This window comes from Scandinavium sp. NPDC088450 (assembly GCF_044900545.1).
Taxonomy (GTDB): domain Bacteria; phylum Pseudomonadota; class Gammaproteobacteria; order Enterobacterales; family Enterobacteriaceae; genus Scandinavium.
This window is the reverse complement of sequence record NZ_JBJDNI010000001.1, coordinates 392917-418508: the sequence shown is the minus strand read 5'-3', so window position 1 is coordinate 418508 and position 25592 is coordinate 392917. Positions and strand designations below refer to the sequence as shown.

Annotated in this window: 28 protein-coding genes and 1 pseudogene; 9 read left to right on the top strand and 20 right to left on the bottom strand. The window is 52.1% G+C overall.

Translation table 11 applies throughout. The features are described from left to right. Positions 1-224: 224 nt before the first annotated feature. The 5 genes and pseudogenes from ACI2I2_RS01950 to ACI2I2_RS01930 form a co-directional block, all read right to left on the bottom strand. Positions 225-551, bottom strand: a pseudogene (locus ACI2I2_RS01950) (DNA polymerase V subunit UmuC); the annotation flags it as partial. An 89-nt stretch (positions 552-640) separates the two neighbouring features. Next, positions 641-1597 carry an omptin family outer membrane protease gene (locus ACI2I2_RS01945; protein ID WP_404656355.1) on the bottom strand — a complete coding sequence of 319 codons (957 nt, stop codon included), beginning with the start codon at positions 1595-1597 and terminating at the stop codon, positions 641-643. 108 nt (positions 1598-1705) lie between these two features. Further along, the gene (gene umuD, locus ACI2I2_RS01940) at positions 1706-2134 is read right to left on the bottom strand and encodes a translesion error-prone DNA polymerase V autoproteolytic subunit (protein WP_404656354.1); all 429 of its coding nucleotides are present in this window, start codon (positions 2132-2134) and stop codon (positions 1706-1708) included. Positions 2135-2269: 135 nt separating this feature from the next. Continuing rightward, positions 2270-3001, bottom strand: coding sequence for a MerR family transcriptional regulator (locus tag ACI2I2_RS01935; protein ID WP_404656353.1), 732 nt, complete (start codon positions 2999-3001; stop codon positions 2270-2272). Positions 3002-3214: 213 nt separating this feature from the next. Next, positions 3215-4435 carry a diguanylate phosphodiesterase gene (locus tag ACI2I2_RS01930; protein ID WP_404656352.1) on the bottom strand — a complete coding sequence of 407 codons (1221 nt, stop codon included), beginning with the start codon at positions 4433-4435 and terminating at the stop codon, positions 3215-3217. A gap of 325 nt (positions 4436-4760) precedes the next feature. On the opposite strand from ACI2I2_RS01930, the gene ycgZ reads away from it, so the two are divergent. From ycgZ to ACI2I2_RS01910, 4 genes are all read left to right on the top strand, one after another. Further along, on the top strand, positions 4761-5000 hold the full coding sequence (gene ycgZ, locus ACI2I2_RS01925) for a regulatory protein YcgZ (RefSeq protein ID WP_404656351.1): 240 nt from the start codon (positions 4761-4763) through the stop codon (positions 4998-5000). Between the two features lie 5 nt (positions 5001-5005). Next, positions 5006-5305 carry a hypothetical protein gene (locus tag ACI2I2_RS01920; RefSeq protein WP_404656350.1) on the top strand — a complete coding sequence of 100 codons (300 nt, stop codon included), beginning with the start codon at positions 5006-5008 and terminating at the stop codon, positions 5303-5305. A gap of 43 nt (positions 5306-5348) precedes the next feature. Then, the gene (locus tag ACI2I2_RS01915) at positions 5349-5615 is read left to right on the top strand and encodes a biofilm/acid-resistance regulator YmgB/AriR (protein WP_404656481.1); all 267 of its coding nucleotides are present in this window, start codon (positions 5349-5351) and stop codon (positions 5613-5615) included. A 181-nt stretch (positions 5616-5796) separates the two neighbouring features. Further along, complete coding sequence (locus ACI2I2_RS01910) at positions 5797-6264, top strand: LuxR family transcriptional regulator (RefSeq protein WP_404656349.1); 468 nt, start codon at positions 5797-5799, stop codon at positions 6262-6264. A 28-nt stretch (positions 6265-6292) separates the two neighbouring features. Here the strand turns inward: ACI2I2_RS01910 and ACI2I2_RS01905 are convergent, their stop codons facing one another. Further along, positions 6293-7252: a hypothetical protein gene (locus ACI2I2_RS01905; RefSeq protein WP_404656348.1), complete on the bottom strand. Its 960-nt coding sequence runs from the start codon at positions 7250-7252 to the stop codon at positions 6293-6295. Between the two features lie 103 nt (positions 7253-7355). Between ACI2I2_RS01905 and ACI2I2_RS01900 the strand changes: the two genes are divergently transcribed. Further along, on the top strand, positions 7356-8282 hold the full coding sequence (locus ACI2I2_RS01900) for a LysR family transcriptional regulator (RefSeq protein ID WP_404656347.1): 927 nt from the start codon (positions 7356-7358) through the stop codon (positions 8280-8282). Here the strand turns inward: ACI2I2_RS01900 and mdcH are convergent. The 8 genes from mdcH to mdcA form a co-directional block, all read right to left on the bottom strand. Next, positions 8272-9174: a malonate decarboxylase subunit epsilon gene (gene mdcH, locus ACI2I2_RS01895; protein ID WP_404656480.1), complete on the bottom strand. Its 903-nt coding sequence runs from the start codon at positions 9172-9174 to the stop codon at positions 8272-8274. The two genes, ACI2I2_RS01900 and mdcH, sit on opposite strands and share 11 nt — an antisense overlap. Next, entirely contained in the window at positions 9174-9791 is a 618-nt protein-coding gene (locus ACI2I2_RS01890) for a malonate decarboxylase holo-ACP synthase (RefSeq protein WP_404656346.1), read from the bottom strand. Before ACI2I2_RS01890 ends, mdcH begins: the two co-directional genes overlap by 1 nt. Before the next feature lies 1 nt (position 9792). After that, on the bottom strand, positions 9793-10752 hold the full coding sequence (locus ACI2I2_RS01885) for an AEC family transporter (protein WP_404656345.1): 960 nt from the start codon (positions 10750-10752) through the stop codon (positions 9793-9795). A gap of 140 nt (positions 10753-10892) precedes the next feature. Next, on the bottom strand, positions 10893-11693 hold the full coding sequence (gene mdcE, locus ACI2I2_RS01880) for a biotin-independent malonate decarboxylase subunit gamma (RefSeq protein WP_404656479.1): 801 nt from the start codon (positions 11691-11693) through the stop codon (positions 10893-10895). Continuing rightward, positions 11693-12526: a biotin-independent malonate decarboxylase subunit beta gene (locus tag ACI2I2_RS01875; protein ID WP_404656344.1), complete on the bottom strand. Its 834-nt coding sequence runs from the start codon at positions 12524-12526 to the stop codon at positions 11693-11695. The genes mdcE and ACI2I2_RS01875 overlap by 1 nt, the downstream gene beginning before the upstream one ends. Continuing rightward, positions 12519-12818, bottom strand: a complete 300-nt coding sequence (gene mdcC / locus ACI2I2_RS01870) for a malonate decarboxylase acyl carrier protein (protein ID WP_404656343.1) — start codon at positions 12816-12818, stop codon at positions 12519-12521. Before mdcC ends, ACI2I2_RS01875 begins: the two co-directional genes overlap by 8 nt. Positions 12819-12828: 10 nt before the next feature. Next, on the bottom strand, positions 12829-13689 hold the full coding sequence (locus tag ACI2I2_RS01865; protein ID WP_404656342.1) for a triphosphoribosyl-dephospho-CoA synthase: 861 nt from the start codon (positions 13687-13689) through the stop codon (positions 12829-12831). Beyond that, complete coding sequence (gene mdcA, locus ACI2I2_RS01860) at positions 13689-15344, bottom strand: malonate decarboxylase subunit alpha (RefSeq protein WP_404656340.1); 1656 nt, start codon at positions 15342-15344, stop codon at positions 13689-13691. Before mdcA ends, ACI2I2_RS01865 begins: the two co-directional genes overlap by 1 nt. A 406-nt stretch (positions 15345-15750) precedes the next feature. Here mdcA and ACI2I2_RS01855 point away from each other — a divergent pair, with 406 nt between their 5' ends. After that, complete coding sequence (locus tag ACI2I2_RS01855; protein ID WP_404656339.1) at positions 15751-17310, top strand: hypothetical protein; 1560 nt, start codon at positions 15751-15753, stop codon at positions 17308-17310. 224 nt (positions 17311-17534) lie between these two features. On the opposite strand, the gene ACI2I2_RS01850 is transcribed toward ACI2I2_RS01855, so the two are convergent. The 5 genes from ACI2I2_RS01850 to ACI2I2_RS01830 form a co-directional block, all read right to left on the bottom strand. Continuing rightward, positions 17535-18020 (bottom strand): SymE family type I addiction module toxin, encoded by a 486-nt coding sequence (locus tag ACI2I2_RS01850; RefSeq protein WP_404656338.1) that lies wholly within the window; start codon positions 18018-18020, stop codon positions 17535-17537. A 326-nt stretch (positions 18021-18346) separates the two neighbouring features. Then, positions 18347-18643 (bottom strand): NadS family protein, encoded by a 297-nt coding sequence (nadS, locus tag ACI2I2_RS01845; protein ID WP_404656337.1) that lies wholly within the window; start codon positions 18641-18643, stop codon positions 18347-18349. 29 nt (positions 18644-18672) lie between these two features. Beyond that, positions 18673-18993, bottom strand: a complete 321-nt coding sequence (locus ACI2I2_RS01840; protein WP_404656336.1) for a type II toxin-antitoxin system RelE/ParE family toxin — start codon at positions 18991-18993, stop codon at positions 18673-18675. 250 nt (positions 18994-19243) lie between these two features. Next, complete coding sequence (locus ACI2I2_RS01835; protein WP_404656335.1) at positions 19244-20050, bottom strand: alpha/beta fold hydrolase; 807 nt, start codon at positions 20048-20050, stop codon at positions 19244-19246. Between the two features lie 18 nt (positions 20051-20068). Then, complete coding sequence (locus tag ACI2I2_RS01830; RefSeq protein ID WP_404656334.1) at positions 20069-21100, bottom strand: AI-2E family transporter; 1032 nt, start codon at positions 21098-21100, stop codon at positions 20069-20071. A 399-nt stretch (positions 21101-21499) separates the two neighbouring features. Here ACI2I2_RS01830 and mdtJ point away from each other — a divergent pair, with 399 nt between their 5' ends. From mdtJ to ACI2I2_RS01815, 3 genes are all read left to right on the top strand, one after another. Continuing rightward, positions 21500-21862 (top strand): multidrug/spermidine efflux SMR transporter subunit MdtJ, encoded by a 363-nt coding sequence (gene mdtJ, locus ACI2I2_RS01825; RefSeq protein WP_404656333.1) that lies wholly within the window; start codon positions 21500-21502, stop codon positions 21860-21862. Next, positions 21849-22178 (top strand): multidrug/spermidine efflux SMR transporter subunit MdtI, encoded by a 330-nt coding sequence (gene mdtI / locus ACI2I2_RS01820; protein WP_404656332.1) that lies wholly within the window; start codon positions 21849-21851, stop codon positions 22176-22178. Before mdtJ ends, mdtI begins: the two co-directional genes overlap by 14 nt. Before the next feature lie 104 nt (positions 22179-22282). Beyond that, positions 22283-24445, top strand: a complete 2163-nt coding sequence (locus tag ACI2I2_RS01815; RefSeq protein ID WP_404656331.1) for an EAL domain-containing protein — start codon at positions 22283-22285, stop codon at positions 24443-24445. Here ACI2I2_RS01815 and ACI2I2_RS01810 read toward each other — a convergent pair whose 3' ends face one another. Next, positions 24446-25270, bottom strand: a complete 825-nt coding sequence (locus ACI2I2_RS01810; RefSeq protein WP_404656330.1) for a trypsin-like serine peptidase — start codon at positions 25268-25270, stop codon at positions 24446-24448. It lies immediately after the preceding gene. Between the last annotated feature and the right edge of the window lie 322 nt (positions 25271-25592).

Genomic DNA, 25592 nt, shown 5'->3' with positions numbered 1-25592 from the left:
AAAGGACACAGTCGGTGTAGCCGACGGGTCTACTTACTCCAAAGCCAGGAATAAGGATAATTAATAATATGTTGTTTAACTTTTCGCATATCGTTCAATTCGGAGAGAAAACCAAGATTATATGACAAATAGACTTCACTTAAGATGAGTTTCGCTTTCAAATCACACCACAATTGTTGTTGGGTGTGAATTTACGTCCATACATGTTATTGCATGCCGTGGTTGCCCACACCATCCGCCTTACTCTTATCGATGCTGTAGATATCCACTCGTGGGCAATACTCTTCCAGCGCGCTCATCACCCGGTGGCTCATGTCGCCATACAGCGCATAGTTGCTGCTGAAGGTCACCACGCCCATTCTCTGCAGCTGCGCTTTTTGTTTAAACCACGGTTCACCCATTTTGATATCGAGCTTTTTGGCTTCTGCCGAGCGGGAAATAATGCAGCCGTCGCTATTGGAAAGCACCACGATCGGCTTACCAATCAGCTCTGGCCGCCAGGCGGTTTCGCAGCTGGTGTAGAAGTTGTTGACGTCAACAAGGGCAAGCATGGTCAGAAAATCCCGATATACTGTGTTTATATGCAGTATATCGAAAAAGTGACAAACTCAATCTCTAACGGAGGCGGTTTACAAGGGCATTACCACAAATACTGCACACCGGCGGTCAGGCTCCAGGCCCGGCTTTGGAGACCACCGCCGCCTTCGCTGTAATAGTCACCTTTTGACGTCCAGATTTTCTCATCGCCCTGTTTGTTGGGGTAATAGGTGTAGGTCGCTTCGGTAAAGACTTTGGTATGCGGGGTGACCCAGTAACCGGCATTCATCACACCGGCCCAAAGCTCGGCATTGTTGCTGCTGGTGGAAGAAGTGGAGTCAGCCTGGTAATGCACATCATGATCGGTGGCATCCACCCAATGGCTGTATTTGAGCAGGCCGCTGAACTCGAACTGGTTGATGGCATAGTAACCGACAAGGCCGAAATAGGGCGTTTTAAACACCTGACGGTAGCCGACACCGGGCTCATTATTGAACGTCCCTTTCTGACGAGGAAGAGTGGGATCGTAGTCATCGTTGGCATCTGTGCCCGCGTAATCGTAAGTACCGCCTCTCGACAGCCAGCTGGTGCGGTTTTCCTGATACCCCGCGATAGCGCCGACCTTATAATTCGGTTGATTCCACGCCCAAAAGCGCAAGCTTAAGTCGTATTCGTTGGCTTCATTGACCGTGGCCGGGCTGTGGGAGCTGTCGGTGTAATGGCTGGAATGCGGGTCCTGCCAGTCGTAATCATCCAGATGACCGCTGCCTGAGGCGAGTGTGGTCCAGCCTTTGGCGTTCAGGCTCAGCCACGATAAAACGTCATAGTTAGCTTCGGCTTTGATGATAGCCGCGTTCTTCAGCTTCCAGTCCAGGCGGCTGACCTGTTGGCCCTGAAAATAGACAAACTCCTTCGACTCTCCGCCCAGATAACCCAGTGAGGCATTCAGCGAGACACCATCATACTGATACCTTGTCGGCTCACCGGTGGCATAACTGCTGGCGAGGGCAGGCGCAGCCACGGGAACACACATCAACCAGAGTGCCGGATAGAGTTTCATAAGAGCCCCGCTCAGGAGTGAATGAAAGCAACGCCGCAACAAACTGGAAGAAGTATAGAAACACCTGCTCAAAAAACAATCAGCCGCAGGTGTGAGCCTGGGCCGTTATCACTGATGCCGCTGCGGTTGGGTGATCACCGCCGTGACGACACCCAGAATATGTACATCGTCACCTTCATTGATGGGAATGGGCGCATAGTTTGGGTTTTCGGGCATCAGATGCGGAGCAGGGTGCAGCCGCAGACGCTTGACCGTAAACCCGCTGCTCAGACGGGCGACAACGATATCGCCATCACCGGCTTGCAAACTGGCATCCACCAGCAGCATGGATTCGGGCACGATGGCGGCATCTCGCATTGAATCGCCGGAAACCCGCAGCACATAAGTAGCCGCAGGATGCTGGATAAGGCTTTTCACCAGATCGATGGCATCGTCTTTATAATCCGCCGCCGGGCTGGGAAAGCCACAGGAAACGCGCTCGGTGAAAATGGGCAGAGCCATATCGGCATCGGCTTCAAGGTGATGAACAGACTGCATAGATAAACAACCTCAGTGATACTGTTTATATATACAGTATCGCCAGAAAAAAGCAGACTCGCAAGCCGCCTTTGAGCCCGTAACAGGAACATATTGATCGTGGAGAGAATTTACTGCGAGCGTGTCCCGACGTACTCAGGGCTGGTGAAACGTGAGGGAATAGCCTTGTTCATGCCAGTGTTGCAACAGTTCTTGCTGGCGGCGAGTTGGGGTGAGGCCGGTCCAGACAAAAAGCTGTTGTCCCGGGAAGAGTTCCGGACGTGGGCCATCAAGCGGTTCAGCCAGAACAGCAATGTGCCAGCCTTGCTGCGAAAGGCGCCAGGCTTCGAGCCACAGGCGAGTCCGGTCATCGATATCCCAACCAATCAGCAGGGCATCTTTGCCCGCTTTTTTGCGGGTTTCTGACAAGGTGAGGGCGACGTGTTCGATAAGCGCCCCGTCCAGCAGGCTGCACATGATGCGCGCGGTATTATGATCGAGGCTGAGGCGCTGACGTACCGGAACGAACACGAAATCGATGAGTTCACTGGCAGCGTGCTCACGACTGAGAGCTACAATTTTGGCGCGCAATTTAGCCGGATGGGCAAAACGCAACACCGACATCATCTCTTCCTGGCGCGAGGTCCAGTCGTCGTAGGTCTGAACTTTGGTTTTTTCCAGCAGCGCTTTGACTTTGCCGACAGGAACGCCGCTCTGTATCCAGCGTTTAATCTCTTCGATACGCTGAATATCTTCTTCATCGAACTGGCGATGGCCGCCTTCACTGCGCTGGGGTTTTAACAACCCATAGCGCCGCTGCCAGGCACGAAGCGTGACCGGGTTGATATCACACCGTTCGGCAACGTCACCAATACTGTAAAAGGCCATAGCTTCCCTCACTCTGAAACCGACACGTCCTTGCCCAAATTAACGAATCGGAAGGCGCTTGTACAATTTATAAAATATTGTACAGCGCAACAGTCAAAGCATAGCAAGAAAATCGTCAACGTTTCATTAACAAAATATAAATAGGAATGTGTGAAGGTCAGGCGGGCAAAGCACCCGGTCAGGAAGAACATCATGACCGGGTAAGCGTCGTGATCAGAGGGCGGTTTTCTTCTCAGGCCAGGCAACGGCAGGAATACCGTCGAGGCAAGGTTCGGCAAAAAGATGCCCCTGGAACAGAGAAATACCCGCCGACTCAAGCCACATCCACTCTTCAGGCTTCTCAACGCCGACGGCGGACACGAGGATCTCCAGCGAAAGGCAGCATTTGATAATGGCCTGAATGATGGCCTGGCGCGGTCCGCTTTTGTGGACATCGCGAATAAGGTCGCGGTTGATTTTAATTCTGTCGGGCTGGAACTGGGCCAGCAACAGAAGCCCGGCGGAGCCGGCACCAAAGTGATCAATCGCCACGCTGATTCCGGCCCCTTTAAGCGAACGCACCGCCTGAGTGAACGCATCGAACTGAGAGATAACTTCCGTTTCGGTAAACTCGACGATGACTTGCTCAGGGATAAGCCCATTGACTTCAATCGCTTGCAATAAGCGAGGAACGGCGTCAGGGACGTTGACCAGTGTCATGGGCAGCAGGTTTACGGAAAGCGTCTGATCATGCAACTGAAGCGCGGCCGCCAGTGCGAAAGCGGTCTCTTTGCTTTTCAAATCGGCGTGATAAATCTCGTCGCCTGAAAGCGTCTCAAAATAGGCTTTCGGTGAATCCCCTGAAGCGGTACGAAGCAGGGCTTCGACAGACATAATCTCCTGCGACAGCGGGTCGATAATGGGCTGAAAAGCAAAGCGGCAATCGGCATCCGCAGGCAGGTTTTGCGGGTCGACATAGCGAGGCTTGTCTGAAGGGATAAAATCCCAGCTGTCGGCATCAGGGATCTGATAGTAATTCTCTTTTTCCGTCGCTTCGACAAAGGTGCGGAAAAACTGCAACGCGCGGTCATTGTAGGTGAGCTGATACTTTGACGTGCCTTTATCCAGCACGTTCTGCAATACGTCGTTTTTGTTGTGATCGCGCAGATCAAACAGCTCCATTCCCACTTTGCCAAACCGGCGCGAAGGCCCGTAATCACAGAGCAGTTCCACCACGTTAGTGTGGCGTTCGTCTTCGCAAATAGTCTGATAGATGGCTTTGACTTCCTGCTCCGGGCCTTCCAGCAACTGGAAGAAATGGGTGCCATTAAATAACAGGATGCCGGTCACGTTGGCCCGTCTGTTTTTGAGATTGGCGCTGGCCACCATACCTTCAAGTGCTTTAAACGGCACGTTCTCACGCAGATGACTTCGATAGATGATAGTTGTGAGCATGGTTTGTTAGCTGTCCGGGAAATGTCTTATAACCCTATCAGATAGAGGCCATAACGTCTTCTAAACAAAACAATAAATTAACAATAGTCTTACAACGAAAGGAGGAGACCGACCTGTGTCTCGCCGTTGTGGTGAAAACGCCAGTGAGTAGCTGTACAACGCAGTATCAGACAATGTCCAATTTAAATCCTTTAACCATTTGAAAATAAATCATTAGCATTTTTTGTTAAAAATTAAAAATGTCATTGTACAGCTTTTGTGTACAATTTTTTCAGGATTGATTAACGGCTTATTAACCTTTAACCGATACGCCCTGGAGACCACAATGCAACAGAACAGTTACCTTTCCGATCCCGCAAGCGCTATCGCCCAGTACTTCAGCAAGGCCACGATGCCTACGCAGCAGGAGACATTAGGCCAGATAGTTGTCGAGATCCTGACTGACGGACGCAACCTGAACCGTAAATCGCTGTGCACAAAATTGCTCAGCCGTCTGGAGAAGGCTTCTTGTACAGAAGAAGAAAAGCACTACAACGCCCTGATTGGTTTGCTGTTTGAGCGCTGAGCGTGATGAACAGAAGCAAAAGTGACCCCCTGACAGATGCACTGATTGGCGAAGCGGTGCTGGCGTTGTTAAAACGCAAAGCACCGGTTAGCGCAGGCTCGCTGTTAGCGGAATTGGGGGCGATGGAGTCCAGAGAACTGGACGCGCAACGACGCGCGGCATTCCCCCGAATTATTGCCGATCTCCAGGCCGTGCTGGCGGAGAAAACGCACAGAGAAGCACCCGCATCAGAACAAGAGCACAGGGAAAAAGGGGAAATACGCTTGAGCAAAGCGCCCCAGCAAGGAAAAGACAACCTCCACTGACAACCTAAATTCATTGATAAAGGTGAAACCGATGAACACAGCCCTGATCCAACAACCTGATATTTACTCTGCAATGCCTGATAACGCCTTGTCTGAGTATTTTCGTCATGCGGGTGAGGCATTGGCAGAAGAATCCGTCGTCCTTGGCGCGTCTATTCGCGACGTATTGCTCAGCGGAAAGCATATTAATAATAAGAATATTATCTTATCGCTTATTCACTCCCTGGAAACCACGGACGATATTGTGCAGGCCGATGTAATTCGTAAAACACTGGAAATTGTCGTCGGCCACACTAATGACGATATTTGAACATGACAGTGAGTCTTCACGCCTGACCACGTAATATTTCGCGTAGCCGTCAGGGTCTGGTATTTCCTGCAAAAACGGAAGATGAATGATGAATGGCATGAAACCTGTGCAGCTTGCGCACGCAGATCTCTGGCTGTCTGACCATTATCTGCGGCTTGGGCTGGAAAGCATTTTTGCGACAATGACCTTTGATTCACCTTCATTGCGCTACGTTTTTTTCACTGAAAAACATTATGCCGATGTGCTGGCGCAGCGCTACGATCTGAACAAGCATCGCCTGATCCTCTTAACGGAGGGGTATCTTTATAACTTCCTCACCGATATCCCGCTTCACCGCCTTTCCGCAAGATCAACTGTGAGTGAAATGGAGGCGTTTATCGCAGCCATTACTTACGGCAAAGGCAGGGAAAGTGTGGCAGAAAAACGTGTGCGCTTTACGGCCAGAGAAAGACTCCTGATTGATTTAATCAAGGACGGAAAAAAGATGGCGGAAATGGGCGCGTATTTTAATGTGCACACCAAAACGGTTTATCAAATCCGCCAGACGGTGATCAGGAAAATGGGCTGTTCAGGGATGATTGATTTTTTACGTACGCTGCGCAGTGATGTTTTCAGTAATTGGCTGGTGGAAAATCATCGGGTCCATTAAACCCGATGCTCATATATGACATTGCACGTTATTTTTCCGGCTTATTCAGCCAGGGTGTTTGGGTGCTCCAGAAAATGATATTTGCGCCAAGATAGTTTTCGGCGAAATCGGTAAATTCCGCACGCGTGAATTTCTTATGCGTTTTGGGATTGGTGTAGCTCAGCGTCGGTTCCTGCACCGCCATTGCCACCAGATCCAGTTTGCCTTTGTACTGGTTGAAAAACGGGTAGGCATTTTTCATCTGGGCATTCTTGTAAGGCACAATATCCGGGCCGCCAAGGCCGATGCGGTTCTGGGCGGCAACGGTAAACAGGCGTGACATGTACTGCTTATCGTTATTCCACTCGCAAGGCCAGAAATTGACGTACTGCACCACGTGCGACTGAACAAACGCTTTACGGGCAAACTGGATATTATCGAGCGTGGCGGTGAAGTACTTCTCACAACTAAAGCCACTTTTCGGGTCTTTCATGTCGATGTCGATAGCTGTTTCCGGCAGATTGACGCCTGCCACTTTGCCATCAAATTTTTCAGCCAACGCGCTTAATAATGCCTGATAACGGGCACGCACTTCGGGGTTCCACTGCATCGCCACCCAGCCTTGTGCCGGGGCTTTGCCTTCGCCTGGGTTATCGGTTTGCGCCACTAATCCGCCCGCGTATTTTGACGTCTGGAGATAAGCGGGAATATTGCGCGCCTGTGCTTCAAAAAAACGATCCTGAATCTGGATAAACAGCTTCTTATGCAGGGCGTCTGTCTGAGCCAAATCTTGCTCAATCGCGCTGAAATCGTATTTCCCTTCGGCAGGCTCCAGCTGTTTCCACGAATAGACTATCTGCACGCCGTGAATATCAGGTCGGGCCAGCAAGGCACGATGTTCAGCCAGTTCGCCGGAAGAGGTATACAGGTAATTTTGCGGGGCTTCCGCCAGTGCGGAATGGGCGACAAACAGCGCAGATAGCGCGGCCAGGGTGAGCCTGTAGTGCATCGTGTTCTCCTTGTGTGCGATCGGCACGCCACCGGCAGTGTGACGTAAAATGAATAAATACGCGTATAATCATTCATCTGCAAAATAAATAATGGCTCAAGGGATGAAAGACGACATCAACCAGGACATCACCTTTCGCAAACTCAGCGTGTTCATGATGTTTATGAGTAAAGGCAACATCGCCCGCACGGCCGAAGCGCTGGAGCTCAGCAGCGTTAGCGTGCACCGGGCGCTGCACACGCTGGAAGAAGGAGTCGGCTGCCCGCTGTTTATTCATAAAGGACGCAACTTGTTGCCATTGCCTGCGGCCTGGACGCTGCTGGAATACTGCCAGGATGTGATCAACCTGATGAGTCGTGGTCTGGAAGAAACACGAAAAGTGGCTGGGGTTGGGCGCGGGCGGCTGCGTATTGGCACGCTCTATTCATTGACGCTGGAAACGGTGCCGAAAATCATCATGGGCATGAAGCTGCGCCGTCCAACGCTTGAGCTGGATTTGACCATGGGCTCAAACCAGATGTTGCTGGATATGCTGGAAGACGACGCACTGGATGCGATCCTGATATCCACTAACGAAGGGGAATTTACCGGGTCAAAATTTGATGTGATCCCATTGTTCCACGACGATATTTTTCTGGCTGCCCCCGCCAGTGAAAAGCTGAACAGTACGCAAAATGCCGATCTGCGTGACTATGCCGATCGCAAATTCGTCTCGCTGGCAGAAGGGTTCGCAACGTATGCCGGTTTTCAGGAGGCGTTCAGCATTGCCGGGTTTGAGCCGGAAATCGTCACTCGCGTAAACGACATCTTTTCGATGATAAGCCTGGTGCAGGCTGGGGTTGGGTTTTCGCTGATCCCGGGCAGGATGAAAAAAGTGTACGAGAACGATGTACAACTTTTGAAGCTGGCGGAGCCGTACCAGATGCGCCAGCTGATTTCGATTGTCTATTCACACCACCGCGAGCGCGATCAGGATTTGCTGGCGCTGGCAGCAGAAGGGCGCATGTACGCCCGAAGCCTCAGCGAGTAAGGCGTTTCAGCAGATGCTGCGCCACTTCAATACTGTTACGTTCGCGGCAAATCGCTTCGCCTTGCCAGCCCGCCAGATGCGTTAAGCCAGTCAACACGCTGCCCGGCGGCATTTCGATGGCAAGACGGGCATCGCGCTGATTGGCGGACACCATCGCATCCTGCCATTGCACGGTGCGGGCCATGTTGAAGGCCAGATCGTCAGCAATTTTCAGCGGTTCCCACAGCACACGTCCCGTCGAGCCACTCAGGTAAGCTCGCTGCGGGCGTGACAACGTCACGGATTCAAACGCTTTCGCCAACTTCGCCGCAGGTTCATCCAGCAGAGCACAATGCGACGGCACGCTCACCGCGAGGTGCGTGGCTTTACTGGCACCGGCTTCCAACGCTTTCTGCGCGACGGCGGCCATCTCTTCATCGCGCCCGGCGATCACAATTTGCGTTTCGGCATTCAGGTTAGCGATATACGTGTGGCTGCCTGCCATCAGTTTTTCGACCTGATTCAGCCTAAGCCCGACAATCGCCGTCAGGCCATAGCCGTGCGGATAAGCCTGCTCCATCAAATCGCCGCGCAATGCCACCAGACGCAGGGCATCGCGGAAATCCAGCGCCCCGGCAATCACCGCCGCAGGATAAGCGCCAATCGACAGCCCGCTGACGATATCGGGTTTAACCCCGTTTGCCATCAATTCGCGCGCCCAGGCGACACCGGCAATCAGCAGGCAAAGTTGTACCGCGCGGGTGTGTTGCAACGCGTCAGTGCTATCAAGCTGGTCAGTTTCATCGCCCAACACCGCACGAACATCGGCGAAGATAGCGTCGCGGTCAGGAATATTTTGCAGCATCCCGGCACGTTGAGTGCCCTGGCCGGGAAAGGTGAAGAGGGTTTTCATCATGGCTCCCTGTGCCACGGCGTCTGTGTCAGACGTGGGCCGGTGGCGGTTTTCAGCAAAACGCGTCCTTCGCGCAGCCATTCGTTGAGAGCGAAAGCGCCAGACGGCGTTTCGACCTGAGTGTCGGCACGGCACGGCAGTTTTTCGACCTGCGCCTGCCATTGACGCAGCTCATCGTGCGTTAACGGCTGCGGGGCGCGGATAAGTAAATCGAGATCGCTGTCAGCGTGCAGAACAGGAATTTCAGTGGCGATGGCGTAACCGGTGCTGCCGGTAATGCCCCAGTGCCACGGCCAGGCAAAGGTGGTGAGTAAAATAGCAGCCTGAACCGGCTGCTGGGAGACAAACGGGGAGTGCAGCAGACGCTCGCGCTCGGCAAGCATTTCTGGTGTCATTACGCGGGAAACCGTCGCTGCCTTCACCCATCCGGCGGCGCGTTGTTCGCGTTTCATGCCACGCACGCCAACCGGAATATCACTCTCGTCATTCACATCGCGCCGTACCACGACCGGCAGCCCGGTGTGCCACTGGCTTGCCACCCACGCCTCCTGAATATTCAGCAGGGCATCGCGGCTTTGCAGCCACAGTAAGTCGTGAGGGCGCGGTGTGAATGTCATATCAAATGCCTGAAGTTAAGGTAATAAACAGCGGTAACGACAGGATACACAGAACCGAGCTCAACAGCAGCACCGCTTCTGCATCTGGCGACTGCACGCCAAAGCGGTTGCCGAACACCACGCCAAAGAAGCCGGCGGACAGGGCAATCATCAGGATAGCGGTGATAGCCACAGAACCGTGCAGACCGAACGCCAGCACAATGCCCCAGGCAATGAACGGCTGGATCAGCAGTTTGGTGATGGTCGCAATCCCAACCATCGCGTTCAGTTTGAGTTTACGCGCAGACAGGATCACACCGGTCAGGAACAGCGCCGCAGCGGTCGCAGACAGGCCCAGTGGCTTGATTGCGGCCAGAACCAGGTCCGGCATTTTGATCCCGATAGCCGACAGGATCACACCCAGCAGCGGTCCCATCACGATAGGTTTTTTCAGGGAGCGCCACATCAGCACTGGCAGCATCGACAGGGTAGAACCACTGTTTTCACCAGCTGCACGCGCTTTTTCACGCTCAAGGATCAGCAGGCAGAATGGGGTCATCAGCACAGAACCACAGGCGATGGAAACGGCGACAGACAGCGAGGTGGCAGAACCTTCACCCAACACGCTACCGAGGATTGGCAGGCCAAGTGCTGCATAGTTCGGCAGCGCAACGGTCAACGTCAGAACAGCCGCATCCTGTGGAGATTTTTTAAAGACGCTGGTCGCGAGGAAATAGATTGCCGCGTAGGTAATCCACATCGCACCCGTCAACACCACAATCAGCGGAGATTGCGCGACGATACCCGACCACGGCGTCTGAACAGTCGCGCTGAACAGCGCTGCTGGCAGAGCAAAGTCCATCACAAAGATATTGAGCAGCGACACATTTTTGTTGTCGACCATTCCGGCTTTACCGGCAAAGAAGCCCAGCAGCATGATCACGAAAATCGGAGCAAGAGCATGAATAATTACATAAGTCATAGATCACCTGTAGAAGATAAAAAAATTACACTGACGCGATGGTTATAATTTTCTAAAAACGGCTGAGCCGTGGGCGCTATAGCTGCGCCCGACGGCGACCGCTTTCGGCAGGTCTTTTTTTACGTACTACTGACTGCTCGTTACCAGGCGGCGCGCATCCTTTCGCGAACCAGGGCAGAGCTACGGCGATTTTCCGCGCCGAGGCGGTTTTTCAGTGTTGGGTCAAGACGGGCATCCGAAATGGCTTTTTGAACGGTGATTTCCACCAGCGCCAGATCAGCATCCGATGGCGCATCCGGGTTGCTGAGGTTCAGCAGGTCGGAAAGCAGGCCAAGGGTGGCGTAGTTGCTCACGTCGTAAGCCATTGGCGGAATGGTGGCCGCCAGTTTTTCCAGTGCATCGACGGTACGCAGCGTGATACGTGCGGCGGATTCTTTCCCCATCGCATGCACCAGCACGCCTTTGTCGTTGATGGCAATCAGGCGGTTGGCCTGATACCCGTGCGCCAGAAACGCCCCGGACATCGCCTTGCCGACAATCAAACCAATCACCGGATGGCCCGCCAGACGCGCTTTAGCGTAAGCGCCTGCGGCACCGGCCAGCGCCTGGTGAATACCGAACGCTTCTTCGCGACGGCCATAGGCCTGACTCGGCACGTCGATCACCGCCACAATCGGGCGTTTCACGTCGCTGTTGGCGTCGGCATCAATGGTTTCATTCACCACTTTTGCCAGCGTCCAGCCTTCCAGCAGACCCACTTCGCCTTTAGCCGCGCGGGGATAGTGGTTGTTGGCATCCGGCACCACGGCAATAAATCGCACGTTTTCACCGTTAAGACTGGCATCTGCCACCTGAACGGACGGGCATAGGCCGCTCATACGAGGGGCATTGGGCGCCAGTTTTTCCAGCCAGAGTGCGCCACGGCTGTTGCTCTGAGTCATCATTTCACCTCCCGGGCGAAAAGCTGTTTAATCTGCGCGGTGTCGGCCTGCTGACGGGTATCGAAATTCGTCAGACGAGACAGGTAATCAGCGTACTTATCGCTGCGATGCTGAGCCGGAACGCCTTTGGCAATGGCTTCGTTCATCGCAGCTTTCACAGCATTCACGCCGTCGCCAACCAGGGCATCAACCAGGCCACTTTCATAACGGATTTCGCCGCCGGTCATGCTCCAGATAAACGGCCGGTCGCGGGAGTCGTACTCTTCAATCCCGGCTTCCTGCTCGATAACCTGCGGGCCGTTCAGACCCAGACGCGCTTCGCGAGTCACAATCAGATAGCTGCACAGCGCGGCGGCGATAGACATCCCGCCGAAACAGCCGACGGTGCCAGTAATGATGCCGACAACCGGGGTGTAGCGACGCAGGTCAACAATCGCTGCGTGGATATCCGCAATCGCCGCCAGGCCGAGGTTGGCTTCCTGCAAACGCACGCCGCCGGTTTCAAGGCTCAGAACGGCTTGCGTTGGAATGCCGTTGCGGTTGTCTTCTGCTGCCAGTTCCAGCGCGGCGGCCATTTTCGCCCCGGACACTTCGCCCATGCTGCCGCCCTGGAAAGTCCCTTCGATGGCGATAACCACTGCTGGCTGACCGTTGATCGTGCCGCGAGCAACCACCATGCCGTCATCAGACTGTGGCACCACACCCTGCGGGGCGAGCCAGGGCGACATGATGCCTTCGAACGGATCTAACAGTTCGCGATAGCTGCCGTCGTCAAGCAGGGCATGCGCGCGTTCGCGGGCCCGTAATTCAATAAAACTGCTGTCGTTACGCATGGCTCACCTCTTCAAAAACCTGTTCGATGCGGATGCGGGCCACGCCCGGTGTCGCGCCGAAATCGTGGATAACCAGCTTGCCCGCAGGCAGACCGTTGGTCAGGTTCAGGCGATCAAACAGCGCATTCCAGCGGCTGGTGCTGTTATCCACGGACGTGGTGATATCAATGTTGAGCGTTTCGCCGGTGGCGGCGGTGAACAGCACTTCCATATCACCGGAGCCTACGACACCTGCCAGCGCTCTGCCGTTGAAGGTACGGCTGGCAGGAAATGACAATGTAATGTGTTCCATAACATCCTCTTTAAAATGAGCAAGACGCGGGCTGGCTGACCCTGTCGAGAAACAGCGTGGCGGCGAGCAAATCGGCAGCGCCACCGGGCGAGGCATTGAGCGCTAACATCTGCGCATCAAGCGCGGCAAGTGCTTCACGGCCTGCGACAGTGGCACAACCTCCTGCATTCAGCACGGCGCGGGCACCGTCCTGCATCGCTTTCAGGCCGGGCATTCCGGCACGAGAGAGCACGCAGGTGTCGCTGAGCGAGGTCATGATCGCCATCAGCGCATCAAGACGGGCTTCACTTTCACTGGCGCCCTTTGCACGGCTGCGTAAAAGCTGCGGCAACGCCAGAGTCAGCACGTGTGGAAACGCCTGTTGCGCTTCTTCACGTGCGCCCGGGACCCGATACTGATGAGTCGCTTTCAGACCTTTGCTGAAGACTTTCGGCGCGGCGCTGTCTGGCAAACGCGCGAGCAGGGCGGCTGTCTCCGCAATCTGCTGAGCATTAGCGTCAGAACCGTGCATCGCCACGGCGCTCACCAACAGGCCAAGCGCCCAGATTGCGCCGCGATGCGTGTTCACACCTGCGGTTGCGGCCATCATCTGCTGTTCGCCTTCGCGCCCTAAACGGCCCACGGTTTCGCGCAGGGCGATGTCGGCAGGACTCAGCCAGCTTTGCTGGGCCAGTTGCAGAAACGTGGGGGTCAGGCTGTGCGCGGAGCACTCCATCAGTGCCAAAGAGAGATCGTGATGGGCACCGTTTCCCCGGCTGTCCACCAGACCCGGCTTCGGGCTTAATCGTGCTTCGTCGATCAGGCAGTCGCGGGCGATCACCGCCAGCCGCACGGCCTGTACCTCTGCATGAGTCTGTGACAGGAGTTTCATTACCAGCTCCGGAATTTCGCAGGTGGGTTGTAAAGACCGTCGGACCATTCCACCAGGTCGGCAACGCTGCTGGCGGCCAGCAGAGAACGCGTGGCTTCAGAACGACGAATACCCATGTCTTCCGGGTAAACCACTTTGCCGCTCTTACGCAGGTCGGCAACGCGTTTCGCGTCCACACCCAGGCCGATATCGGTGATCCCGGCAACGGCAGCAACCATCGCACGGCGCTCTTCGATATCTTTTGCGCGATACAGGTAAGCGATACCTTCTTCAGTCAGCACGTGGGTGACGTCGTCGCCGTAAATCATGACCGGTGCCAGCGGCATGCCAGAAGATTTAGCAACTTCAACGGCATCGAGCTGTTCAACGAAGGTTGGTTTCACGCCAGCCTGGAAGGTTTCCACCATTTGCACGACGAGTTTTTTACCGCGCTGCATGGGGTCTGGCTCGGTGATCATGTTCAGCCATGCTGGTGTGGCATGACGACGGCCGTGAGGATCGTGACCCATGTTTGGCGCACCGCCGAAACCGGACAAACGACCACGAGTCACCGTGGAGGAGTTCGCCAGGCCATCAACCTGCAAGGTCGAGCCGATAAACATATCGACCGCGTACTGGCCTGCCAGCTGGCAGAAGGCGCGGTTAGAACGCATGGAGCCGTCAGAACCGGTGAAGAAGATGTCCGGACGCGCGCGGATGTACTCTTCCATCCCCAGTTCGCCGCCGAAGCAGTGCACGCTTTCCACCCAGCCACTTTCAATCGCCGGGATCAGCGTAGGATGCGGGTTGAGGGTCCAGTGCTTACAGATTTTGCCTTTCAGGCCGAGTTGTTCACCGTAGGTTGGCAGCAGCAGCTCGATAGCGGCGGTGTTAAACCCAATCCCGTGGTTGAGCGACTGCACCTGATGTTCTGCGTAGATGCCTTTAATCGCCATCATCGCCATCAGGATGTGTTCCTGTTTAATGAGGCGCGGGTCGCGGGTGAACAGCGGTTCGATAAAGAATGGCTTATCGGCCACCACCACGTAATCAATCCACGAACCAGGGATATCGACACGCGGCAGGTCACACTCGTCATCCACGATTTCGTTAACCTGGGCGATAACAATGCCATCGCGGAACGCTGCGGCTTCCACCAGCGCCGGGGTATCTTCAGTACTTGGCCCGGTGTAGAGGTTACCTTTGCGGTCAGCTTTGTAACCGGCAATCAGCGCTACGTTCGGGCAGAGATCGACATAAAGGCGGGAATAGAGTTCGATGTAGGTGTGAATTGCACCGATTTCGAGCTGACCGTCCTGCAACAGCTGCGAAATACGCAGACTTTGCGGGCCAGAGAAAGAGAAGTCGAGTTTACGGGCAATGCCTTTTTCGAAGATATCGAGGTGTTCGCTACGGCCCACACTCGGCATGATCATATGCAGATTGTTGACTTTCGCCGGGTTCACTTCTGCCAGCATGCGAGAGAGAAAATCCGCCTGCTTCTGGTTGTTACCTTCAAGCACCACGCGGTCGCCGGGGGCAATCAATTTTTCCAGCGCATCCACCAGACCGTCGGTGGGAATTACCTTGCCCTGCACCGGAAGGGAGGCAACGCGTCGAGCTTTCTCGCTACGACGTGTGTTCCAGTCCCGGGCCGGAGTTTGGCCAGCATTCATTATTAACCTCCTGATTCAGCAAATCATTTTTGCCTGGATTTATGCTGCAGTAAGTCTGCTCCGTAAGGAGTAGGGCATCAATTAAGCTGGTGTGCAGATCATTAGCCTAAGAGTAATAATTTCTGGAGTGATTATGTGATGGCGATCGAGGATGGAATAGGGAGTGTAGACTATGGGGGAGAGAGTGGGATAAATGCATTAATACCAAGGTTACTATATACATGTGTTGAGTGAGATAGTGATATGTTATAGCATTCATAAATTTAAATGCTTAAATAAGAAGCTGGCATATGCGGTGTACATAAATTGTGATTTAAAACTAACGTTGCAGATTAGATATATTGAAAGTGTTTGCGTTAAAAAATATTGTATTTGATGACTTTTAAAATGATTTCTTGGATGGGTTATGGATATTAGTAAATTGGTTAATTTTGGGGTGTTAACTTCATTTAAAGATGTTTTTAAGGAGAATGAGGATGCGTCATTTTATCTTGACTCGGATTTCAACTATATTGATGCTCTTCTTTTATCTCTTATGTCTTTCGATGAAAAAGAAAAAGATAATGTATGGATGTGGAGTAAAATGTTTTTTTTGAGTAATGTTGAAGCATTACATCACATTAACAACACAAAACCATTCAACCGACGCGGAAGGCTTATTGCATGGAAATTTTTGTTGGCAAATTTCAACTTAAGTCAAAATGATAATTTTGATTTTGATACGCGTTTCTTGAAAATATATAAAACCCTACTCGCTGTCAATGATAGAAAGAATGATAGTTTAAATGTTGAGCATGAATTTATTAATGGGTTTATTTTTAACTATAGAGATAATTATCTTAGTCAATGCTATAGAGCGTCGCTGATTTTCCTTGAAAAAATAGATCATAATGTAGCTGAAAGATTTTATAACAGCTTTGGCATAACTCTTAAAGATTACTGCAAAGTGCTACACTGTGTAATTGTCTATTATAAAAACAATTTTACGATGAAGTGCGTCCCTAAAGTCATTGTGTCTAATGTTTTCTTGGATATAAATAAAGTTTGCAATTTTTATCATATAGATAAAGCAATCTTGGACAAGGTTATGGATGTTATTTCTTTTGATGTTGAAGATGGCGTGGCTTTTTCTAAAGAAAATATTCAAGATGACTATGCATTCAGTTTATTTAGAGATAAGCCATTTATTAAAATGTATGACGGATGCTATCTTCCCGTAGATGGGAAATTAGTAGAGGATTTAATGTTTAATAATTTATTTTATAAAATAAAGGATTTATATTGTGATGGTGATGTTGCTTTTTTGAATCATTTTGGCGAGGTGTTTGAATCTTATATACAAGGCATAACTATTTCAGAAGCCATGAACTCAATAATTAATAAATACATTGTCATCCCTGAATTCTCATATAAATACAAGAAAAACATATTAAAATCTCCTGATATTCTCATTTATAATGAAAAAGAAAAATCTCTGATAGTTATAGAAATAAAATCATCTAAGTACTTAGGCGGTGTGATTGAGAGCAATAACAACATTGAATCAATCGATGCATCATTAGAAAAAATTGCAATAAAACCGTGGGAGCAGGCAGTTAAAAGCCTTGGGAGGTTAAGGGAGGTTAAGGCAAGTGAATACGTAAATGATGCTGAGAAGGTTATTTTTGTTGCTGTCTCAATGAATGATTTTCCTATGTTGTGGAATAAGTTTGAAATTAAAGGCGAGGAAGGTGTAAATTTAACCAATGCATTTTTTTCTATGGGGATGGAAGCATATGAAAATTTAGTTGAGTTATTATCGTTAGATGTGGGGTTCTCTCTTTATCAAATATTAATTGCCTATAACGGAGTAAAGGATAAAATGTCAATGAAAACGTATCTGGCAAGGCTAAAGAAAAAAAATATGCGTAATGCAAATCCATTTCGGGAAAAGGTAAAATATTCTACTATTAACACGTTTTTTTAAAGTGAAATGTTATCGAGGGTTTCCTTAGGTGGGGAGTTTAAGGGGGAAGCGCAATGTCCTGGTGAGTGTTAGATAAGTAAACATAAAGAAGGATGAAAAAAATACTATCTACTATCATTTAATACGGCTATATAGATCGATGGGCAATCCAAAAAATTTTAACCATATATTCCCAATCAACGGCATTAAACCCTTCCCGGCCCAAAGCCGGGAAGGCCATTCCCTCAGCGGCTGCCGCGAATCAACCCATCATGTGGGTTGCGGCGAATCACCGGTATATTGCCGGTGTCGTTCAGCGCGTAGGGGAAGGTTCTTAGCCAGACGCCGACTCGCTGTTTGTTGATATCCACCACGCTCATGCCTTCAATACAGCCCCACAGCTCGCGGGTGTTTTGTGGGGTAATGACGATGCAGTCTGGCATCACTCTTATTTTAATCGGCATGCCGTTCAGAAAACCTGCTTTGGGTAACCAATCTCCCTGAAGGGGGATATAGCGGTTGCGTATTCTTGAATAGATTTCGCAGCAGGCCGCGCTCGCTTCGGGTGTATCTGCACTGGCGTGCTTTGCTGTTGCCGCGTCTGTGGCTTTGCCGTGCAGGCGGCGGGCGCTCTTTTTGCGAGTGACCTCGGGAAACTGTTCTTTATTCCCGGATTGCTCAAGATCTGTTTGGGCGATCGCGGCTTCTGGCATACCATTCTTCACAGCCATAAATAACTCCTTGTAAGTTTTTTGTGGTTAGCGGCATGGAGGTGTTCTAGCACCTTTATGTCGCGTTTCTTTTTACTTAATTTGACGACCTGGTGATTATACCCCGCTGGATGGATGTACATATCTTAATAAATGAGGGAATGTACAGAAATGCGAGGGCGCTTCTGAGGTGATGTAACGCGTTGCAGTTTGGCCTGAAATAGCGTGCGTTTGCGATATCGAGTTAATGCCGGATGGCGGCCTCGCCTTATACCGGCCTAAAATGTATATCGGACTGTAGATTTGGCAAGTGCACGTAAAAAAGGCGGCATATTCGCCACCTTTATTCAGGCCAGTTTCAGGTCTTCCATAAATTTCGGGTTTCGTTCCAGCAGACGTAACACCTTCAGCGCGATACCGGTTGGAATTCTGCGTTTCAATTCCCAGGATTGGACCAGCGCCGCGCTGGCACCAATGGCTTCGGCAAATTCGTGCTGCTTCATGCCAAACTGGCTTCGTATCAGTTTCACGTCCGGAACGGTATGGTGATGGACGCGATCGGGGTGAGGCTGCATTTCGCCTTTTTCCATAGCGACCATTTCGTTCACGCCATCCAGCAACTCGTTAAATAATTTGTTTTCCATCAACTGATCCTCATTGAGAAAATAAGCCGCTAAGTCAGCAAGTCTACTGCGGCTTTGAGTTGGGCTTTTTGCCTGGCACTCAGGTTATCCAGCCAGCTCTTTGGGTAAATAATCAGCAAATAAATTCTGCCTTGCTGCGTTCTGGCAAAGTAGATGACTCTGACTCCGCCAGACTTGCCTGAACCGGGTCGCTGCCAGCGGACTTTTTTGCACCCGCCTGTCCCTGACATCGTCTTGCCCTGACCATAATTTTCCAGAAGCCAGGCCTGGAACGCTTGTAGCTCATCGTCTTGCATCAGCCCATGCCTGGCCCGACTAAACGCTGTGGTTTCAATAAACAGAAAATCCATCTTCAGCTGTTTTCCTTGTCGGTCGAAGTGATGTTATGCGTACAAAGTACGTTTTGCAATGTCCTAAACCGTACTTTGTACGTTTCTTACCGTCCTCCCTTGCGACAGACACTGGACGGTTGCTGGCGAGTATATCGGGCAGAAAAAAGCCTTTAAGGGGCAAATCAGAGAAATGCGAGCGTGCTTCAGAGGAAGTTTTAGGGCGAGACAACGTTGCACTAAACTGGAGGGAAAAGGGGGAAGGGAGGGCTTAATTAGCCGAATATTTCTGCAAAAACTTCAGCACTTGCGCATTAAAAACCTCAGGCTTCTGCAAGGGGGCAAAATGACTGACGCCAGGAATCATCGTTAGCGTGGCGTTCGGGAGCGTAGCCGCCAGATAAGTGGCATGTTCGGGTTTGATAAATTCGTCATGCTCACCCAGAACAACTTCCACCGGCACTTCGATTTTTTGCAGGTCATTTGGCGAATAGTTTGGTTGGCTGCTCATCATTTTTGATACGGCTGCAACGAAATCCTCAAAGCAGTCCGGCGTGGCCGAGAGTGCCAGATAGTCTTGCCGATGGCGGGAAAAGCAGCGTTCAATTTCCGGGGTGGCGTGAAATTCTTTGGTGCCGGTTGGGTCCATGTTGCAGGCAAAGAAAAACACGCCTGCGGTACGTTCCGGGTGATGGGCGGCAAAGATGAGCGCCGTGCAGGCTCCGTCACTCCAGCCGATGAAACTGGCCTTTTTCAGCGCGATGTTGTCCATCACTGCCAGCACGTCGGCGGCCATTCGTTCATACGAGTAGGGCTGTTCGTCGCGCGTGCTGCGACCATGCCCGCGGCTGTCGATTAACACCACGCGATAACCAGCTTCAACCAGCATTGAAGCCAGGTAACTCCAGTTGCCGGAATGACCCAGTCCGCCATGCAGCAGAACAACCGCAGGGCCTTTGCCGCAGACGGCATACCAGATCTGCGCGCCGTCGTGTTCCAGCCAGCCTTGTTCGGCGGCCGGAGGAAGCGGCGGTGTGCCAGCGGTGAGAAACTGAGTGAGGTCGAGGTCTTCTGTCATGATCAATAAGTTTAGATGCTACTTACTCAAATCACTCAACAGCACCGCAATACTTTGCCCGCCTTGCGTATGTTCAAGGCCAATTTTCACGATAATGGTCAGCGGCACGGAAAGCAGCATCCCTACAGGGCCGAGCAGCCAGCCCCAGAAAATCAACGACAGGAACACCACCAGCGTGGAAAGCCCTAAACCACGCCCCATGATCCGTGGCTCCAGAATATTGCCGAACACCATGTTGATGGCCAGATAGCCTGCCAGCACCACTAACGCCTCGTAAAACCCGCTGAACACCAGCACCTGCAAAATCGGCGGAATGGCGGCCAGCACCGACCCGATATTGGGAATGTAGTTGAGTGCGAAGGCTAATAAGCCCCAGATAAACGCAAACCGCACGTCCAGCGCGGCTAACATGCCCCAGGCGACCAGCCCGGTGACGACACTGATTGCAGTTTTCAGCACCAGATAGTGGCTGACGCTGTCGAGGGCTTTCTGGATTGCCGCCATGCCCTCCACCGGACGGACCATCATCTGTTGCAGTTTGGCCGGGAGCTGCGGCACTTCGAACAACATAAAGACCACCGTCAGCAGCAGCAGGAATATCGACGACATCGCGTGGGTGAGCTGTGTCAGCAGGCTGGTGACGAACGTCATCGCCGCATTGGGGTCGATGTATTTCACCAGTTCATCGACGGAAATGGAGATCCCCAGGCGTTGCAGCCAGGGCTCCATGTTTTGCAGCGGCACCAAAAGCGAAGAACGGTATTGCGGCAGGGTACGCGCCAGTTCGTTCAGCGAGGTGCCGAGCGAGGCGAGCAGCAGTACAGCGACGAAAATGATGAAGCTTATCAGCAGGGTGATAGCCAGCACGCGCGGCACTCGGCAGCGTTCCAGAAGACGGATCACCGGGTTGAGCACCACGGCAATGAACAGTGCCAGAATAAACGGCACGATGATGTCAGCTGCAAACCGAATGCCGGTAAGGATGATCACCAGCATCCCGAGCATGATGACTATCTTTAATCCATTAAGCGTAATAATAGGCCTGGCCATATCTTTCCTTATAAAAAACGTTGCCGGGGGAGCATAATCTGAATCATCGCAGAATAAACGTACTGACCTTAAACAACTTCCGTAAAGAATTGAAAAGACTTTGAGTTTAGTATAGCGCTATGCCAGAATTATGGCGTGTTTAACCACTGAGGACAATTTCCATCCGCAAGGACGAGAAGCAATACCGCGGATAATTGTAATTTTATGGACATCATGTTCAACATTCGTACTACCACGCAATCTTCTGTTTTTCCTTCCTTTTCTCTGCTATCTGGTGAGCAGCACTGGCGTTCTGCGCTGTAGTCTTCTCCTTCGTTTGAGCTAAATCTTAATCACTTTTTACGGTTTGCACGCAATGGCAAGCTGCTACGGATTATATTCTCAGGCAGGAGAAGAACCATGTTTTACTGGATTTTATTAGCCCTGGCGATCGTCGCTGAAATTACGGGTACATTATCAATGAAATGGGCAAGCGTGAGCGATGGCCATGCTGGCTATATTTTAATGCTCGCCATGATTTCACTTTCTTATATATTCCTTTCTTTCGCAGTGAAGAAAATCGCGCTCGGTGTGGCGTATGCGCTGTGGGAAGGCGTCGGCATTTTGCTGATCACCCTGTTCAGTGTGACGCTGTTTGATGAAAGCCTGACGCTGATGAAAGGCGCAGGGCTTGCCACACTGGTGGCGGGCATTGTGCTGATCAAATCCGGCACCCGCAAAGCGAAAAGCAACAGCGAAGAGGTGAGCCATGCAGCAGTTTGAGTGGATTCACGCCGCCTGGCTCGCAGGCTCGATTGTGCTGGAAATTATCGCCAATATCTTCCTGAAATTTTCGGATGGTTTTCGTCGCAAAACCTACGGCATTTTATCCCTGGTGGCCGTGTTAGCGGCGTTCAGCGCGCTGTCGCAGGCGGTGAAAGGTATCGATCTCTCGGTGGCGTACGCCATTTGGGGCGGTTTTGGTGTCGCAGCGACACTGGCTGCGGGCTGGATCTTGTTTGGGCAGCGCCTTAATCACAAAGGTTGGATCGGTTTAGCCTTATTATTGGCCGGTATGGTGATGATTAAACTTTCATGATGTGACGCTGCCCGCGTTTACGGGCAGCGAAAAATGCTGGCTGTATTACGCTATGTAAATAGGGTGCATTTCCCCAGTGCCAACCGCGTGCATGAGGGTCGCGAATGTTTAATCCATCTCGCTGGCGTAATATCGCCACAGCCAGAACGCTGTTTGTGATGCTTTTTATGGCGGGCATCGGGCTTATCATTTCTATTGTCTCTCTGCTTTACCTTTCCCAGCACCTGATCAGCAGCAAAATCAACGCTATCGATGCTCATCGTTCGGCACTTTCCGTGGATGGCGCGATTCAGACTTCCGTGAATCGCGTGCTGTCGCTGGTGGTGGATAACGCCATCTGGGACGACGCCGTGCATAAAGTGTATCCGCCTGAACTCGATACCCGCTGGTTGTACGATACCTGGGGCGCGGGCTTCAAAATCAATAACCTTTATGACGGCACCTTTGTGCTGGACCAACACTATCAGGTGCTATGGGGATCGTTTCACAGCCAGCCGTTTAACGAGCGTAATCTCGATTTTTTTGGCGAAGGGTTGCAGGCGCTGATTGATCAACATAAAGCAGATTTGGCGAGCGGGAAAAATGTTTTCGCCGGAATAACCGAAACGCGTGAAGGTACGGCTTTTGTCGGTGTTGGTTTGATTCGCCCGATGACGGGCCGTTTGCAGATTTACGATGCTACACGGCGCTATCTGGTGATCACCCGGCATATCAACCCGGGCATTCTCAAGGATTTGGGCAACACCTTCCAGATTGCCAATCTCCATCTCACCAAAGCGAAAATTAGCGAGTACAGCGTGCCGCTGAAAAGCTCGGGCGGAAAAGTGCTGGGCTATCTTAACTGGCAGCCGCGCCTGCCCGGTGCGGAAGCAGCAATGGCGGCCTCGCCGGAGATTCGCAAAATCGTGGCGCTGGCGGCGGGGCTGATCCTGCTTTTTATTCTGCTGAGCAGCCTGGGATTGTACAAACTGGCACGTGGGGAAAAACAGGCGCGGGAAATTGCGCTGACCGACTGGCTGAGCCATTTGCCGAATCGTCGGGCGTTGATTGAACATCTGGAAAATGTCAGCCATCGCGATGGTGAAGCGCTGAAAACCGTGGTGTTTATCGATCTGGATGGATTCAAGGACGTCAATGATATCTACGGGCATGACGTGGGCGACACACTGATTGTGCATATTGCGCACACGCTGCAGGCGCAAGTGCCGCAGGGCGGGATGCTTGCCAGGCTTGGTGGCGATGAGTTTGCGATGACAGTGAGCGGAGGCGATTCCGGGCAGAAAGCGGCAGCCTTTGCGGGCAGCGTGCTGGATTACCTGAATGCGCCGATTCGCCTGGGGGAACGCACGATCCACATCAGCGCCAGCATCGGGATTGCCAGCGGTTCGCTGGAGAGCAGTTCCAGTTCCGAGCTGTTCCGCCGGGCGGATATCGCCATGTATCACTCCAAAATCACCGGTAAAGGCCGCATCACGCATTACGATGCGGAGCTGAACAGCGCCCGCGAATACCAGCTCAGTATCGAAAATGACATCCGCGACGGGCTGGAAAATGAAGAGTTTGAGGTCTGGTATCAGCCGATTGTCGATGCTCGCTCGCAGGTGATGACGGGCGTCGAAGCGCTGTTACGCTGGCCGCGCAGGCCGAAAGGCGAACTGAAACCGGACGCTTTTATCGCCATCGCCGAGACCAGCGGGCTGATTTATTCCCTCGGGCAGTTTGTGCTGCGTCGTGCGTGTTCGGATTTGCAGGCGCTGGACGATCTTAAATTGTCGGTGAATATCTCTCCGGCGCAGTTTCGCGACCCGGAATTTGAAAACAAGGTGGCGCGGGTGCTCGATTCTTGTCGCTTTCCGCCACACCGTTTGCAGTTAGAAGTCACTGAAACCTATGTGCTGGAAAACCCGGAGCGCGCACGTGCGGCGATTTTAAACCTTAAACTGCTGGGCACGGCCGTGGCGCTGGATGATTTCGGAACCGGTTATTCAAGCATTGGCTATCTGCGGCGTTTTAATTTCGACACCATCAAGATTGATAAATCGCTGGCGGGGCTGGTGGATAACGATGACCAGGCTGCCGCGCTGGTTGGCGGTACGATTCGGATTGCCAGTGCTCTGGGAATGACGGTGATTGCTGAAGGGGTGGAAAACGAGAAGCAGATGAAGTTACTGCGGCTTGCCGGGTGCGATCAGTTGCAAGGTTTTTGGTTTAGCGAGCCGATGCCAATCGCGTCGCTGCTGCAGTTACGTCAGCAGCGACAGTGTTAATTACTGATTAGCCAGCGCTTCAAGCTTGTCACGAAAACCCGTGACGGAGATAGCGCGGTTGTCCGCACGATAGCGATCTTTGGCCGCAGGGGCTGAACTCTGTACCCCAATTAATTCCCAGCCCTTGTCTGTTTTAATCATTAACGGTGAACCGCTGTCGCCCGGCAGCGTGTCGCACTGGTGCGATAACACGGTGGTTTGCGCCCAACCCGTCACCAGACAATCACTGTGCGTGTATAGCGAATCAAGGTGGTCGAGCGGGTAACCCGACTGCGTCACTTTGCGATCGGTGGTTTTCAGCGCAGCGGTTAAGGCATCTTTATCACCTTCGAACAACGGCAGCGGCGTGATACCGGATGGCGGATAGCGCAATACAATCAGGCCAAAATCCCACGGGGCAGCAGAAGGGGGCACAATCCAGCCATCACCATCGGGTTTTAAACGTTTCCCGAGCGAAGGTTCAACGCGGCCTTCAATGCCATGAATTTCGTAACGCCAGACGCCTTTTTGTGAAATAAAACGCAAGGCGACGGCTTTATCGGGTTTGCCGCGCGGAGGCGTCAACAGGCAGTGTCCGGCGGTGAGCGCCAGATGAGGTGAAATCAGGGTGGCCGTGCAGAGATTTCCGCTGGCGGTTTCCAGTTGACCAATAGCATCCCACGGCGATTCCGTCGGATTGGTGACCCGGACGCGGTCGTCATGACCAAAAAATAGCGTCTTCAGATCTTTGGCACTCATGCCAGTGTCGTCGCTGTCATCGTCAGCGTGAGTCAAAGGAGAAAAAAGGCAAACGGCTCCCAGTAATACCACTATGGATCTGCGCATAACTCTCTCTGGAGGGCAATTATGATTATAAAAAAAGGTAACCCAATGTGTTTACTATAGACGGGATGAATGAAAAGTGGGAGTAAAATCAGCGAACTACACTCAGTACAAAAAGAACCGGGTAGCAACCAGCGCACAGATAATCAGCAGTAAAAGGATGAGCTCGAAACGGTAGCGGCGCAACATGATTGCTCTCCGGAAAAAAACGGCGCTTAAGCAGCGCCGATTTAGTATATGAAACCTTACTGACTGGTGCGAACTTATGCTGCTGGCTGAGCAGCTGGTTTAGCAGCAGTGTGTTTCACGTGCTTAGTGTGCTTTT

Coding starts and splice junctions, on each gene's coding strand:
- ACI2I2_RS01945 (WP_404656355.1), bottom strand. CDS start 1,597: ATGAAACTCTATCCGGCACTCTGGTTGATGTGTGTTCCCGTGGCTGCG.
- umuD (WP_404656354.1), bottom strand. CDS start 2,134: ATGCAGTCTGTTCATCACCTTGAAGCCGATGCCGATATGGCTCTGCCC.
- ACI2I2_RS01935 (WP_404656353.1), bottom strand. CDS start 3,001: ATGGCCTTTTACAGTATTGGTGACGTTGCCGAACGGTGTGATATCAAC.
- ACI2I2_RS01930 (WP_404656352.1), bottom strand. CDS start 4,435: ATGCTCACAACTATCATCTATCGAAGTCATCTGCGTGAGAACGTGCCG.
- ycgZ (WP_404656351.1), top strand. CDS start 4,761: ATGCAACAGAACAGTTACCTTTCCGATCCCGCAAGCGCTATCGCCCAG.
- ACI2I2_RS01920 (WP_404656350.1), top strand. CDS start 5,006: ATGAACAGAAGCAAAAGTGACCCCCTGACAGATGCACTGATTGGCGAA.
- ACI2I2_RS01910 (WP_404656349.1), top strand. CDS start 5,797: ATGACCTTTGATTCACCTTCATTGCGCTACGTTTTTTTCACTGAAAAA.
- ACI2I2_RS01905 (WP_404656348.1), bottom strand. CDS start 7,252: ATGCACTACAGGCTCACCCTGGCCGCGCTATCTGCGCTGTTTGTCGCC.
- ACI2I2_RS01900 (WP_404656347.1), top strand. CDS start 7,356: ATGAAAGACGACATCAACCAGGACATCACCTTTCGCAAACTCAGCGTG.
- mdcH (WP_404656480.1), bottom strand. CDS start 9,174: ATGAAAACCCTCTTCACCTTTCCCGGCCAGGGCACTCAACGTGCCGGG.
- ACI2I2_RS01890 (WP_404656346.1), bottom strand. CDS start 9,791: ATGACATTCACACCGCGCCCTCACGACTTACTGTGGCTGCAAAGCCGC.
- ACI2I2_RS01885 (WP_404656345.1), bottom strand. CDS start 10,752: ATGACTTATGTAATTATTCATGCTCTTGCTCCGATTTTCGTGATCATG.
- mdcE (WP_404656479.1), bottom strand. CDS start 11,693: ATGACTCAGAGCAACAGCCGTGGCGCACTCTGGCTGGAAAAACTGGCG.
- ACI2I2_RS01875 (WP_404656344.1), bottom strand. CDS start 12,526: ATGCGTAACGACAGCAGTTTTATTGAATTACGGGCCCGCGAACGCGCG.
- mdcC (WP_404656343.1), bottom strand. CDS start 12,818: ATGGAACACATTACATTGTCATTTCCTGCCAGCCGTACCTTCAACGGC.
- ACI2I2_RS01865 (WP_404656342.1), bottom strand. CDS start 13,689: ATGAAACTCCTGTCACAGACTCATGCAGAGGTACAGGCCGTGCGGCTG.
- mdcA (WP_404656340.1), bottom strand. CDS start 15,344: ATGAATGCTGGCCAAACTCCGGCCCGGGACTGGAACACACGTCGTAGC.
- ACI2I2_RS01855 (WP_404656339.1), top strand. CDS start 15,751: ATGGATATTAGTAAATTGGTTAATTTTGGGGTGTTAACTTCATTTAAA.
- ACI2I2_RS01850 (WP_404656338.1), bottom strand. CDS start 18,020: ATGGCTGTGAAGAATGGTATGCCAGAAGCCGCGATCGCCCAAACAGAT.
- nadS (WP_404656337.1), bottom strand. CDS start 18,643: ATGGAAAACAAATTATTTAACGAGTTGCTGGATGGCGTGAACGAAATG.
- ACI2I2_RS01840 (WP_404656336.1), bottom strand. CDS start 18,993: ATGGATTTTCTGTTTATTGAAACCACAGCGTTTAGTCGGGCCAGGCAT.
- ACI2I2_RS01835 (WP_404656335.1), bottom strand. CDS start 20,050: ATGACAGAAGACCTCGACCTCACTCAGTTTCTCACCGCTGGCACACCG.
- ACI2I2_RS01830 (WP_404656334.1), bottom strand. CDS start 21,100: ATGGCCAGGCCTATTATTACGCTTAATGGATTAAAGATAGTCATCATG.
- mdtJ (WP_404656333.1), top strand. CDS start 21,500: ATGTTTTACTGGATTTTATTAGCCCTGGCGATCGTCGCTGAAATTACG.
- mdtI (WP_404656332.1), top strand. CDS start 21,849: ATGCAGCAGTTTGAGTGGATTCACGCCGCCTGGCTCGCAGGCTCGATT.
- ACI2I2_RS01815 (WP_404656331.1), top strand. CDS start 22,283: ATGTTTAATCCATCTCGCTGGCGTAATATCGCCACAGCCAGAACGCTG.
- ACI2I2_RS01810 (WP_404656330.1), bottom strand. CDS start 25,270: ATGCGCAGATCCATAGTGGTATTACTGGGAGCCGTTTGCCTTTTTTCT.